We start from the raw sequence: 12447 nt of genomic DNA, 5'->3' as shown, positions 1-12447 counted from the left end.
GGGCGACCCGGCCCGACCCCCTCAGCGGACGGCGGCGAGCAGGTCCCCGGCCAGCTCCGGACGGCACACGAGCAGGTCCGGCAGCGAGGGGTCGGGGTCGTTGTAGCGCAGCGGCGTCCCGTCCAGCCGCAGCGCGGTCAGCCCCGCCGCCCGGGCGACGGCGACCGGGGCGGCGGAGTCCCACTGGTACATGCCGCCGGCGTGCACGTAGGCGTCGACCTCGCCGCGCACCACGGCCGTGACCTTCCAGCCGGCCGAGCCGAGGGGTACGAGCTCCCCGCCGACCGCCTCGGCGGCCCGGTCGGCCTGCGCCGGTGGGCGGGTGCGGCTGACCGCGATCCGCGGGGGCCGCGCGTCCGCCGGGGGCAGCACCGGGGCGGGGTCGGTGACCAGGACCTCGCCGACGGCGGGCAGCGCCACCGCGGCCGCGGACAGTCCTCCGCCGGCCCACAGGGCGACGTGCACGGCGAAGTCGGACCGGTCCGTCTCGCCGTACTCGCGGGTGCCGTCGAGCGGGTCGACGATCCACACCCGCCCCGCGGTCAGCCGGCTGCGGTCGTCGGCGGCCTCCTCGCTGAAGACGACGTCGTCGGGCCGGTGCGCGGCCAGCACCCGGGCGATCGCGGTCTGGGCGGCGGCGTCGCCGGCGTCGCCGAGCGCGCGGCCGCTCAGACCGCCGGCGCGCAGCTCCACCAGCACGTCGGCGGCCGCCCGCGCCGCGGCGGCGGCCACCTCGACGTCCCTCACGTCCGGGCTCCCGACGGCGCGGTCGCGTCGGTGGGGCGCGACGGCGGGGCGTGCCGGCCGGAGGCGTCGGTGATCTCCGCGAAGTAGGCCGCGCGCAGCTCCTCCCGGGGCAGCACGAACAGGCCGCGGGCCTCCACCAGCGGGGTGCCCGGCGCCGAGGCCAGCGCGATGGTGCCGGTGACGACGGCCTTGCGGCCCGCGCTCTCGGCGACCGCGGCGCGCAGGACGACCGGCGTGTCCAGCGGCACCGGACGGCGGTAGTCCAGCTCGAGCCGGGCCGTCATGCCCCACAGCCCGGCGCGGATGGCGGCGGCACCGAGGGCCTGGTCCATCACCAGGCCGCTCATCCCGCCGTGCAGGAACCCGGGCGGCCCCTCGTAGGCCAGCCCGAAGGAGGTCTCGGCCACCACGGCGCCGTCCTCCCCGTCGTCGGACGCCGAGCGGAAGTGCACCGGCGGCGCCAGCGCGCTGCCCACGCCGTTCACCGGGTTGTAGACGCGGCGGAAGGTCACCGGGTCGTCGAGCTCGGACAGCCGGGTCGCCGGGCGGCTGCGGACGGCCAGCCGCTCCCGGGCCGCGCGGACGACGGCGGCCACGTCCCGCAGCTCGGACGGCGGCACGGTGGTGCGCACCGAGGCGTCGACCAGGCCGCGCAGGGCCTCGCCGAGGTCGGCGACGGCGGCCATCAGCTCGGGGTCGTAGGGAGCGCCCTCGAGGTCAGGAGTCACCCGCGGACGGTAGCCCGGGGCGTCCGGACGACGGCCGGCCGGGCCCGGGCGGCTCCTGCGGTGCGGCCGGGACCGCGGCGTCCGGCACGGCCGGGCCCGAGCGCGGCAGCCGGACGGTGAAGACCGCGCCCCGGCCCGGGGCGGTGTCCAGCGCGACGTCGCCGCCGTGCGCGGCCACCAGCGCCGCCACGATCGACAGGCCCAGGCCGGTGCCCCCGCCGACGCGGCTGCGCGAGGCGTCGGCGCGGTAGAACCGCTCGAACACCCGGGCGGCGTCCTCGGGGGGCATGCCGGGGCCCTCGTCGGCCACCTGCAGCACCACCCGGTCGCCGCCGTCGCTGGTGTCCTCGCCGAGGGAGACGGTGACCGCGGCCGTGGGCGGGGTGTGCACCAGCGCGTTGGTCACCAGGTTGCCCACCACCTGCCGCAGCCGGGCCTCGTCACCGAGCACCACCGGCACCTCGGTCAGCGACTCGTCCAGGCGCAGGTCGACCGGCCGGTCGGGCTGCAGCACCCGGGCGTCGTGGACGGCATCGGCGGCGACCTCGGCCAGGTCGACGGGGGTGATCGTCAGCGGCCGCTGCTGGTCCAGGCGCGCGAGCTGCAGGAGGTCCTCGACCAGTACGCCCATCCGCGACCCCTCGCTCTCGATCCGCTGCATGAGCCGGGCGGTCTCCTCGGGGCTGGCGACCGCACCCTGCCGGTAGAGCTCGGCGAAGCCGCGGATGGAGGTGAGCGGGGTGCGCAGCTCGTGGCTGGCGTCGGCGACGAACCGCCGCATCCGCTCCTCCGAGGCGCGGGCCTGCTCCTCGGAGGCCTGCTGGGAGCGGAAGGAGCTCTCGATGCGGGCCAGCATGCCGTTGAGGGCCTGCGACAGCCGGCCGACCTCGGTGCGGCCGTCCCCGGCGGGCACGCGCTGCGACAGGTCGCCGGCCGCGATCGCCTGCGCCGTGCGCTCGACAGCGGCCAGCGGGCGCAGGCTGCTGTGCACCAGCCAGTAGCCGACCAGCCCGAGCAGCGCCAGCACGATCAGCCCGACGACGACCTCGATCGCGACCAGCTGGCCGATCACCCGGTCGTCGCGGTCGACGTCGCCGCCCGCCACCAGGATCAGTCCCTGTGGCAGCCGGGTGGCCGTGACCCGCCAGGCCCGGTCGCCGTCGGCGGAGGCCACCGTGGTCGCCGTGATCGCCGGCACGTCATCGGGGCCACGCGGACCGGGGCCGCGGTCGACCAGGGCGTCGAGGGCGGCGGCGTCGAGGTCCGGCAGCTCGTCGTCCGAGAGTGGCCCGGCGAGCACCAGCGGCTCGTCGCTCCCGGGGGCGAGACACGCGAAGTAGGTCCCGGGCCCGGTGAAGCGCTCCTGCTCCTCCCGCGTCCAGCAGGCGGCCAGGATCCCGCGGTCGTCGCTGAAGTCCCGCAGCGTGTTCCTCAGCTCCGCGTCCTGCTGCTGCCCGAGGTAGCGCTGCAGGAGCGAAGCGGCGGTGATGCCGGTGGCGCTGAGCGCGACGGCGACCAGCACGAGCAGCAGGGCGACCAGCGTGACGCGCAGGGGGACCCGCGACAGGCGGTTGCGCCGCGAGCTGGTCGCCGTGCTCACGCGCCGCGTGGCAGCCGCAGGGTGTAGCCCACCCCGCGGATGGTGTGCAGCAGGCGCGGCTCGGTGGTGTCGACCTTGCGCCGCAGGTAGGAGATGTAGGACTCCACGACGTTCGCCTCGCCGTTGAAGTCGTAGTTCCACACGTGGTCGAGGATCTGCGCCTTGGACAGCACCCGACCGGCGTTGGCCATCAGGTAGCGCAGCAGCTTGAACTCCGTGGGGGACAGGCTGACGACGGTGCCCGCCTTGACCACCTCGTGCGACTCCTCGTCGAGCTCGATGTCGGCGAAGGTCAGCCGGGAGCTCTCGACGGCGCGCTGCTGACCCGTGCTGCGCCGGAGCACCGCCCGGATCCGCGCCAGCACCTCGTCGAGGCTGAACGGCTTGGTCACGTAGTCGTCGCCGCCGAGGGTGAGGCCGGAGACCTTGTCCTCGGCCGCGTCCCGCGCGGTGAGGAACAGCACCGGCGTGTGCCGGCCGCTCTCGCGCAGCCGCCGGACGACGCCGAAGCCGTCCAGGCCCGGCATCATCACGTCGAGCACGAGCAGGTCGGGGCGGAAGGACGACGCCAACAGCAGCGCCTGCTGCCCGTCGGACGCCGTCGCGACCTCGAACCCGGCGTAGCGGAGGCTGGCCGAGAGCAGTTCGCGGATGTTCGGCTCGTCGTCGACCACCAGGAGGCGTGCCTCCGGGGTGGTGCCTCGTGAGGTGCGGGTCCCCGTCACGACCTCTCCCGTGGGACGCCTGGCTGCCGTCGTCATGTCCCGAGCGTCGCGCGCGGGGCTGCGCCCGTGCTGGACGCTACCTGTGAGCTCACTGGACGTCACGGTCCCCGTGCGCGCCGAGACCGGTCGAGGGGCGGGCGGGCCCCTCTCAGCCGGCGGGCGCCATCGCGCGGCCGCGCCGCCAGTACCCGATCGCGTGGTGCTGGGCGCGGGACAGTCCCCACCGGCCGCGCAGGTCGGCGCGCACGGCCCGGACGGCGGCCGACTCCGCGGCGACCCAGGCGAAGAGGTCGTCGCCGTCGGGGCGGTCGAGCGCAGCGACGGCGTCGGCCAGCAGCGTGCTCCCGCCGGGCGGGGTGCCGCCGCGGTGCAGCCACCGCACCGCGACCCCCTCCGGTGCGGCCAGGGGCTGCTCCTCCCGCGGCCCGGCCACCTCGACGAGGGCGAGGCCGCGGGCGGCGGGGTCGGCCGCGGCGAGGATGCGACTGATGGCCGGCAGCGCCGTCTCGTCGCCGGCCAGCAGCAGCGTGCCGGCGGGCCGGTCACCCAGCGGCCCGCTGCCGGCCACCGCGAGCAGCGCGCCGGGAGCGGCGGCGGCGGCCCAGGCGGCGGCCGGCCCGTCGCCGTGCAGCACGAAGTCGATCTCCACCTCGCCACGTCCGGGTTCCTGCCGGCGGGCGGTGTAGCTGCGCAGGCTGACCCCGTGCGCGCCGGACGGCCAGACGATCCGGCCGTCGCGGGCCACGGCCGGCCAGCGGGGGGCCGTGTCGCCCACCCGCGGCACCAGCAGGTTGACCGTGGGGCCGGCCGCGCCCACGGCGTCCGGGCTGCCCGACAGCACGACCCGGCGCACCGACGGGGTGGCGTCGGCGACCGAGACGACGGTGAGGACGTCGACGGGGTGCGGGTCCCCGGGGAGGAGGTCGCCGGCGGGAGCGGTCACGCGGGCGAGCGTAGAACCGGCGCCGACGGGGGCCGACCCGGCCGACCCCGGGGGAATGGGGTCGACCGGGCCGGCGATCGAGGACGGGCTCCGTTACTAAGTGTGACCTCTGCTCGACTCTCAGCAGGAGGTTCACTCGACCGGCCCCCGTCACCGTGCACGCTACGTGACTGCTGGCAGAGTGCCAGGACCCAACCGGGTGATCATGCACTCCAGCTGTGTGATCTGGGTCTCTCGCGCTCCTGTGACGTGTCCACAGCGCGCCATGTGTGCCCCCCCGGCGGCGCGGGCACCGGGAGGGGCAGGACCGAGACGAGGAGGACGGGGATGGCCGACGAGTTCGAGAAGGGTGACCACGTCACCTGGAAGAGCCACGGTGGCGAGGCCGAGGGCACGGTGAAGAAGAAGATCACCAAGGAGACCGAGGCGGCCGGCCGCACGGTCAAGGCCAGCCCCGACGACCCGCAGTACGAGGTCGAGAGCGACAAGAGCGGCAAGTCGGCGGTGCACAAGCCCTCGGCGCTGCACGAGAAGTAGGCGCGGCACCTGTACAGGCGCGGCACAGCAACCAGGAGGCGACCGTGAGCGAGACCGACGACCAGTTCGCCGGGGCGTCATCGCGCAGCAACAAGCACAACCCGCGGCTCGACGAGGAGCTCGAGCACGAGATCCAGGGGATGCTCAAGGCCGAGCGGGCCACGCGCGCGCACGAGTGGCGTGAGGTGGAGCCGGTCGCCGAGGGCGAGCCGGACATCTCCGCCAACCCGGAGGGCACGCTGGTCGGGGGCGTTCCGGTCGGGATGACCGAGGACGCCGTCGTCGCCCGTGCCGAGCTCGCACGCTGGCTCGACCGCGCCGACTTCCCGAGCAGCGGTCCCGACCTCGTCGAGGCCGCGCTCGACCACCGTGCACCCGACGCGGTGGTCGACGAGCTGCGGCGGCTGCCCGAGGGGGAGACCTACGAGCGGATCGGCGACGTCGTCCGCGCGCTGGGGTACCCGACCGAGACCTGACCGGCAGGGCCCGGGGGAGGCTCAGGAGCCGGTGCGCTCCTGGGCCTCCTCCTCGTCCTCCCCGTCGCCGCCCTCGTTCTCGGCGATCTCCTCGGCCCCGCGCCGCCGGAAGAGCTTGGAGCCCGGGAACCCCTTCACCACCTGGCGCAGGTCCTGCATGGTGTCGACCAGGTCGTGCACGTCGGTGCCGACACCCTCCAGCGAGGACAGGACGGGGATGACCGTCTGGTCCAGCCCGTCGACGAGGGTGGGCAGCCGGTCCACCAGCGTGACCAGCGCCTCGACCTCGTGCGGTTCCAGCGTCTCGGCCAGGCGGTGCACCGACGGCGCCAGCCGGGTCAGCGGCTCCTCGTAGCGGGTCACCATCGGGTCGATCCGCCCGACCAGCCTCTCGGCGTCCCCGACTGCCTCCCCGGCGCGCCCCAGCGTGCCCTCCGCCTGCACCACGGCGCCCTCGGCCCGCTCCACGGCACCTCGGGACCGGTCGATCGTGGTGCCGACCGCCTTGATGGCGGCGTCGGCGCGCTGCTGGATGGCTTCGACGTTGCCGATGGCCGCATCGGCCCGTTGCTGGGTCTGCTCGACGTTGCCGATGGCCGCGTCGGCCCGTTGCTGGGTGCCTTCGACGTTGCCGATGGCGGCGTCGGCGCGTTGCTGGGTCTGCTCGACGTTGCCGATGGCGGCGTCGGCGCGTTGCTGGGTGCCTTCGACGTTGCCGATGGCGGCGTCGGCGCGTTGCTGGGTGCCTTCGACGTTGCCGATGGCGGCGTCGGCGCGTTGCTGGGTCTGCTCGACGTTGCCGATGGCGGCGTCGGCGCGTTGCTGGGTCTGCTCGACGTTGCCGATCGCGGCGTCGGCGCGTTGCTGGGTCTGCTCGACCGCGCTGATCGCGGCGTCGGCCCGCTGACGGGTCTGTTGCACGTCGCCGATCGCAGTGTCGGCCCGCTCGCGGGTCCGCTGCACGTCCCCGATCGCGGTGTCGGCCCGCTGCCGCGTCCCGCCGACGGTGTCGATCGCCTGCTCGGCCGCCTCGATGGTGCCGGCCGCGCGGGTCACCAGGCCGTCGGCGCGGTCGACCACGCCGTCGACGCGCACCATCGCGCCGTCGACCCGGTCGACCACGCCGTCGACCCGGTCGAGCAGGCCCTCCAGTCGGGTGACCGCCGCCGCCAGCCGGGGCACCAGCGCGAGGGCCTCCGCCACCCCGTCACGCAGGCCCTCGACGGCGGAGACGACGTCGGACGGACCGGGGATGGACGGCAGCCTCACGAGCCGCACGCTACGGCCGCACTCCACCGGCCGCCTCGTCAGCGACCGGTGGGACCCCGGGGCGCGGAGCCCCGGTGCGCGGTCGTCACGGCGGGTCCGGTGTCGGGTTCCCGCTCCTGCAGCCCGCCAGCCGTATCGTTGTGTGCTGCCGCGCGTGCGGGGCGCAACGATACGGACACGACGATGGGATGCCGACACCGGTGGGGGACGAGCGTGGGCGCGACGGCCGGGCCGACGGCCACGGCGGTTCGGTCGACCCCGGGCCCATCACCGTCGAGCAGTTGATCGCCCGCTCCGGCAACGCCACCGGCCGTCGTGCGGCCCGCCGCACCGGCGAGGTGCCCATCCCGCTCGGCCCCGGTGAGTCCCTGCCCGCCCACCGCGGTCCCCTCCCGCCCGTCCCGGGTGAACGGTCCGCACCCTCCACCCCGCGGCCCGACGCCGTCCCGCACGGAGACGCGACCCCCCACGGTGACCCCGGCCCGCGCCGTGGCCTCCCGCCGGTCCCCGGCGTGCCGCCCGCCGTGCCGCCCGCCGTGCCGCCCGCCGTGCCGCCCGCCGTGCCGGCCCGCGCGCCCGCCGCCGGCTCGGCGCACCGCCCGCAGCCGGTGCCGCCCCCGCCCGGTGCGCAGGGGGTGCAGTACTCGGCGCCGGTGCCACCGCTCCCGCGAGCCGCCGGCGTCCGGTACTCCGCGCCGGTCCCGCCGCTGCCGGGCCTGTCGGGCGCACCCGCCGGCGGCGTCCGCCTCTCCGCGCCGGTGCCACCGCTCCCCGGCACGCACGCGGCAGCCGCGCGTGCGGGACTCCCGTCGGTGGACAGGCCGTCCGCGGTGCTGTCCCCGCACCGGTCGGTGCCCGTCCCGCCGATCCCCGGCCTGGACGCTCCTGCGATGTCCGGCGCCGGGAGCACCCGCCGCCCGGCCCTCGACCGCCGCGCCGCCCGGCGGGCGGCGCGCAGCCCCGCCCGGCGTCGGCTGATCCGCGCGGGGCTCGTCCTCGCCGCGCTCGTCGGCCTCGTCGTCACCTACCACCTGGGGCTCTACGTCTACGTCGACCGCGGCATCGACCGGGTGGCCGCCCTGGCCCCGGAGGGGCCCGAGGTCATCGCCCCGCAGCTGCAGGGCGGGTCGACCACCTACCTCGTCGTGGGTACCGGGTTGCCGGGCGCCACCGGCCCGGCGTCGGTGACCACCCTCCTCGTGCACGTCGACTCCGGCGGCGACCGGGCGGTGCTGGTCAGCGTGCCGCCGACGGCGCTGGTCGACACCCCCGGCTGCCGCACCGACGAGGGCACCGTCCGCGACCCGGTGTCGGAGGCCTTCGCCGCCTCGCTGCTGGCCGGGGGGCCGGCGTGCACGGTCCGCGCGGTGCAGCAGCTGTCGGGCCTGCGAGTCGACCACTACCTGGCCGTCGACCTCGGCCGGCTGCCCTCGGTGGTCGACGCGATCGGTGGGGTCAGCATCTGCCTGCCCACCACCACGGCCGCCGTCGCCGCGTCCGCCCGCCCCCTGCCGGCGGGCACCTCGGAGCTGACCGGGGCGCAGGCCGGCGAGTACCTGACGCCCGGTGACGCCGGATCCGACGTCACCGGCGCGGCCGCGGCCGAGCGGACCGAGCTCCTGCTCTCGGCGACGCTGCGCTCGGCCCTCGCCGCTGAGACGCTGGGCAACCCGTGGGAGCTGACCCGCTTCCTCACCCGCGCCGCCGACGCGCTCACCCTCGACGAGCAGACCACCCTCGGCGACCTCCGCACGCTCGGCGTCGCCCTCGGTGACCTCGAGGGTGACGCCGTCCAGCGGGCGACACTGCCGGTCGCCCAGGTCGGCTACGTGCCCGCCGGCTCCGACCAGGCCTACGTCCTGCTCGACGGCGACGGTGTCCGGTCGCTGTTCGACACGGTGATCGAGGACGGCGAGGTCCCCGCTGAGCTGGCCACCCCCGCCGTCGCGGCGGCCACCGCCCCGGCGACCCCGGCGGCCGTCGAGCCCGCGGCGGCGACGACCGGAGCCGAGCAGCCGGCCGCCGGCCCCGCCGCCCAGCCGCTCACCGCCGCCCCGTCCGCCGTCACGGTCGACGTCCTCAACGGCACCGCCACCGCCGGCCTGGCGGGGACCGTGGGCGACCAGCTGCGCCAGCAGGGGTTCACGGTCGGCGAGGTCGGCAACGAGCGCGGCGTGGTGGACCGGACCGTCGTCCGCCACGGCCCGGGGGTCCTCGAGCAGGCGCGCACGGTGGCCGCCGCTGTCCCCGGTGCGGTGCTGCAGCCCAGCGACGCCATTGGCGACACCGTCCAGCTGGTCCTGGGGCCGGGCTTCTCCGGTGTCGTGCCGGTCCAGGTCGCCGCACCGGCGCCGGCCGCCGCGGCGACCCCGGCCGCGGACACCACCCCCGCGGCCAGCGCTCCCGCGGCCGGTACGGAGCCCGTCAGCTGCAGCTGAGCGCGGTCCGCGCCGTGTGCACACGACGCCGAGCGCCCGGCCCGACGTCCGCGCTGTGTGCACACGACACGAACGGCGCGGCCCGGCCAGGCCCCTCGCAGCGGCCTGCCGCGATCTCGCGAGAGGTGGGTGAGGGAGCCTCCCTCAGCCGAAGCGGCCGGAGATGTAGTCCTCGGTGGCCTTCTGGTCGGGGTTGCTGAAGATCTTCTCGGTCGGGTTGAACTCGATCAGCCGGCCGGGCTGGCCCACGCCGTTGAGGTTGAAGAAGCCGGTGGACTCGCTGACCCGCGCCGCCTGCTGCATGTTGTGCGTGACGATCACGATGGTGAAGCGGTCCTTGAGCTCGGTCATGAGGTCCTCGATCGCCAGGGTGGAGATCGGGTCCAGGGCGGAGCACGGCTCGTCCATGAGCAGCACGTCGGGCTCGACGGCGATCGCGCGGGCGATGCACAGCCGCTGCTGCTGCCCGCCGGACAGGCCCGACCCGGGGCGGTCGAGGCGGTCCTTGACCTCGTTCCACAGGTTGGCACCGCGCAGCGACCGCTCGACGACGTCGTCGGCCTCGGCCTTCTTCATCCGCCTGTTGTTCAGCCGGTTGCCGGCGAGCACGTTCTCGTAGATCGACATCGTCGGGAACGGGTTGGGGCGCTGGAAGACCATGCCGATCTGCCGGCGGACGTCGACCGGGTCGGTGTCGGCGCCGTAGAGGTCCTGGCCGTCCATCACGACCTTGCCCTCCACGCGCGCGCCCGGGATGACCTCGTGCATGCGGTTGAGCGAGCGCAGGAAGGTCGACTTCCCGCAGCCCGAGGGCCCGATCAGCGCCGTGATGCTGCGCGGCTCGATGGAGACGTTGACGTCCTGCACGGCCAGGAAGTCGCCGTAGTAGATGTCGAGGTCGGAGACCTCGATGCGCTTGGCCACGTGGGTGTCCTCCGGATCGGGCCGGTCAGCGACCGGTCTTGGGGGCGAACAGGCGGCTGATCAGACGGGCCACGACGTTGAGGGCCATCACCAGGACGATGAGGACCAGAGCTGCGGTCCAGGCCCGGTCCAGGGACGGCTGCGGCCGCGCCCCCGGCTGGGTCAGCTGGTAGAAGGCGAACACCGGCAGCGTCGCCATGCGTCCGTCGAACGGGTTGAGGTTGGTGCCGGTGATCAGGCCGACGGTCACCAGCAGCGGCGCGGTCTCACCGACGACGCGGGCGACGGCCAGCGTCACGCCGGTGCCGAGGCCCGCGATGGCGGTCGGGACGACCACCTTGACGACCGTCCGCCACTTGGGCACGCCCAGGGCGTAGCTGGCCTCGCGCAGCTCGTTGGGGACGAGCTTGAGGACCTCCTCGGAGGACCGCACGACGACCGGGATCATCAGCACCGAGAGCGCCACGGCGCCCATGACGCCCAGCCGCACGTCGTTGCCGAACAGCAGCGTGAACAGCGCGAAGGCGAACAGGCCCGCGACGATCGACGGGATGCCGGTCATCACGTCGACGAAGAAGGTGATCGCCCGCTTGAGCCGGCCGCGGCCGTACTCGACCAGGTAGATCGCCGTGAGCAGGCCGACCGGGACCGAGATGACCGTGGCGAGCGCGGTGATGACCAGCGTGCCGAGGATGGCGTGGTAGGCGCCGCCGCCCTCGCCGACCACCCGGAACATCGAGTTGCTGAAGAAGGTGCCGTCCAGCCGGGCGAGGCCGTTGTCGAGCACGGTCCAGATCAGCGAGACCAGCGGCAGCACCGCGATCGCGAACGCCGTCGTCACCAGGGCGGTGACCAGGCGGTCGGTGGCCTTGCGGCGGCCCTCGACGACGCGCGAGCCGACGTGGACGGCGATCGTCCCCAGGATGGCGCCGTAGAGGACGGTGAGGGCGATGCTGAAGCCGGTCAGCAGCGAGACCAGGGCGCCCAGGGCCACGCCGGCGAGGTAGAGGCCCAGCGGCGCCCAGCGGGGCAGGGACCTGTGCCGGGGAACGGAACCGTCCGGCTCCGGGGCGACCTGCAGCGCGGACCGCGTGGAGGTGCTCATCAGTTGGCTCCGGAGAAGTCGGCGCGCCGCTCGACGACCCAGCGGGCGAGCATGTTGACCGCCAGGGTGATCGCGAACAGCACCAGGCCGCTGGCGATGAGCGTGTTGATGCCGATGCCGGTGGCCTCGGGGAACTGCAGCGCGATGTTCGCCGCGATCGTCGACGGGTTGCTGCTGCTGATCAGGTTGACCGTGATGCTGCCGGAGCCCGACAGCACGATCGCGACGGCGAGGGTCTCGCCGAGCGCGCGGCCCAGGCCCAGCATGGCGCCGCCGATGACGCCGGACTTGCCGTAGGGGAGGACGGCCATCCGGATCATCTCCCAGCGGGTGGCGCCCAGGGCGAGCGCGGCCTCGCGGTGCAGGGCCGGGGCCTGGCTGAAGACCTCGCGGGAGATGGCCGCGATGATCGGCAGGATCATGATGGCCAGCACCAGGCCGGCGGTGAGCATCGTGCGGCCGGTGGCCGAGGCGGGACCGGCGAACAGCGGGATGAAGCCGAGGTTGCGCTCGGCCCACGCGTAGAAGGGCACCAGTGCCGGCGCGAGGGCGGCCAGGCCCCAGAACCCGTAGACGACGCTGGGGATCGCGGCCAGCAGGTCGATGACGTAGCCCGTGCCCGCGGCCAGGCGCCGCGGCGCGTAGTAGGTGGTGTACAGGGCGATCGCGACGGCGAGCGGCGTGGCGACGACCAGCGCGATGACCGCGGCGACCAGGGTGCCGAAGACGAGCGGCGCGACGTAGTGCCCGAGGCCCTCGCCGCCGGGGATGTCACCGGCGGGGGCGGTCAGCGCGGGGATCGCCTCGCTGATCAGGAACACGGCGACGCCGGCGAGGACGACCAGGATGAGGATGCCGGATCCGGTCGCGCTGGCGGCGAAGACCCGGTCGCCGGGCCGTCGCCTCGCCGCGTCCGTGGGTCGGGGCTGCGCCTTCATGGCTGTCACCGCGTGGC

At 75.3% G+C, this 12447-nt stretch carries 12 protein-coding genes; 3 read left to right on the top strand and 9 right to left on the bottom strand.

Features of this window, described 5'->3' with window-relative positions:
- Positions 1 to 21 precede the first annotated feature (21 nt).
- The 5 genes from ACWIZO_RS04280 to ACWIZO_RS04260 form a co-directional block, all read right to left on the bottom strand.
- Positions 22 to 747, bottom strand: a complete 726-nt coding sequence (locus tag ACWIZO_RS04280; RefSeq protein WP_448641281.1) for an inositol monophosphatase family protein — start codon at positions 745 to 747, stop codon at positions 22 to 24.
- The gene (locus ACWIZO_RS04275) at positions 744 to 1475 is read right to left on the bottom strand and encodes a PaaI family thioesterase (RefSeq protein ID WP_448641280.1); all 732 of its coding nucleotides are present in this window, start codon (positions 1473 to 1475) and stop codon (positions 744 to 746) included. The genes ACWIZO_RS04280 and ACWIZO_RS04275 overlap by 4 nt, the downstream gene beginning before the upstream one ends.
- Positions 1465 to 3075 carry a sensor histidine kinase gene (locus ACWIZO_RS04270; protein ID WP_448641279.1) on the bottom strand — a complete coding sequence of 537 codons (1611 nt, stop codon included), beginning with the start codon at positions 3073 to 3075 and terminating at the stop codon, positions 1465 to 1467. Before ACWIZO_RS04270 ends, ACWIZO_RS04275 begins: the two co-directional genes overlap by 11 nt.
- A complete protein-coding gene (locus ACWIZO_RS04265) occupies positions 3072 to 3800 on the bottom strand; it encodes a response regulator transcription factor (RefSeq protein WP_448641278.1) in 729 nt (242 codons plus the stop codon). The genes ACWIZO_RS04270 and ACWIZO_RS04265 overlap by 4 nt, the downstream gene beginning before the upstream one ends.
- A gap of 148 nt (positions 3801 to 3948) precedes the next feature.
- The gene (locus tag ACWIZO_RS04260) at positions 3949 to 4743 is read right to left on the bottom strand and encodes a siderophore-interacting protein (RefSeq protein WP_448641277.1); all 795 of its coding nucleotides are present in this window, start codon (positions 4741 to 4743) and stop codon (positions 3949 to 3951) included.
- Positions 4744 to 5070: 327 nt separating this feature from the next.
- On the opposite strand from ACWIZO_RS04260, the gene ACWIZO_RS04255 reads away from it, so the two are divergent.
- Positions 5071 to 5280, top strand: a complete 210-nt coding sequence (locus ACWIZO_RS04255) for a DUF2945 domain-containing protein (protein ID WP_448641276.1) — start codon at positions 5071 to 5073, stop codon at positions 5278 to 5280.
- Positions 5281 to 5324: 44 nt separating this feature from the next.
- Positions 5325 to 5756 carry a DUF2795 domain-containing protein gene (locus ACWIZO_RS04250; RefSeq protein ID WP_448641275.1) on the top strand — a complete coding sequence of 144 codons (432 nt, stop codon included), beginning with the start codon at positions 5325 to 5327 and terminating at the stop codon, positions 5754 to 5756.
- 21 nt (positions 5757 to 5777) lie between these two features.
- Here the strand turns inward: ACWIZO_RS04250 and ACWIZO_RS04245 are convergent, their stop codons facing one another.
- The gene (locus ACWIZO_RS04245) at positions 5778 to 7025 is read right to left on the bottom strand and encodes a hypothetical protein (RefSeq protein ID WP_448641274.1); all 1248 of its coding nucleotides are present in this window, start codon (positions 7023 to 7025) and stop codon (positions 5778 to 5780) included.
- Between the two features lie 188 nt (positions 7026 to 7213).
- Here ACWIZO_RS04245 and ACWIZO_RS04240 point away from each other — a divergent pair, with 188 nt between their 5' ends.
- Complete coding sequence (locus ACWIZO_RS04240) at positions 7214 to 9463, top strand: LCP family glycopolymer transferase (RefSeq protein WP_448641273.1); 2250 nt, start codon at positions 7214 to 7216, stop codon at positions 9461 to 9463.
- 144 nt (positions 9464 to 9607) lie between these two features.
- Here ACWIZO_RS04240 and pstB read toward each other — a convergent pair whose 3' ends face one another.
- From pstB to pstC, 3 genes are read right to left on the bottom strand one after another with little or no spacing between them, the layout of a single operon-like run.
- Positions 9608 to 10387, bottom strand: coding sequence for a phosphate ABC transporter ATP-binding protein PstB (gene pstB, locus ACWIZO_RS04235; RefSeq protein WP_448641272.1), 780 nt, complete (start codon positions 10385 to 10387; stop codon positions 9608 to 9610).
- Positions 10388 to 10412: 25 nt separating this feature from the next.
- Complete coding sequence (pstA, locus tag ACWIZO_RS04230) at positions 10413 to 11492, bottom strand: phosphate ABC transporter permease PstA (protein WP_448641271.1); 1080 nt, start codon at positions 11490 to 11492, stop codon at positions 10413 to 10415.
- Positions 11492 to 12430, bottom strand: coding sequence for a phosphate ABC transporter permease subunit PstC (gene pstC / locus ACWIZO_RS04225; RefSeq protein WP_448641270.1), 939 nt, complete (start codon positions 12428 to 12430; stop codon positions 11492 to 11494). Before pstC ends, pstA begins: the two co-directional genes overlap by 1 nt.
- Between the last annotated feature and the right edge of the window lie 17 nt (positions 12431 to 12447).

The organism is Geodermatophilus sp. URMC 63 (assembly GCF_053502565.1).
Note: the sequence above shows the minus strand (reverse complement) of the source record. Positions and strands in the feature narration are given on the sequence as shown.

Excerpts from the sequence above, each read along its gene's own strand:
- ACWIZO_RS04240 (WP_448641273.1), top strand. The coding sequence starts at position 7,214 with ATGCCGACACCGGTGGGGGACGAGCGTGGGCGCGACGGCCGGGCCGAC.
- ACWIZO_RS04255 (WP_448641276.1), top strand. The coding sequence starts at position 5,071 with ATGGCCGACGAGTTCGAGAAGGGTGACCACGTCACCTGGAAGAGCCAC.
- pstC (WP_448641270.1), bottom strand. The coding sequence starts at position 12,430 with ATGAAGGCGCAGCCCCGACCCACGGACGCGGCGAGGCGACGGCCCGGC.
- pstA (WP_448641271.1), bottom strand. The coding sequence starts at position 11,492 with ATGAGCACCTCCACGCGGTCCGCGCTGCAGGTCGCCCCGGAGCCGGAC.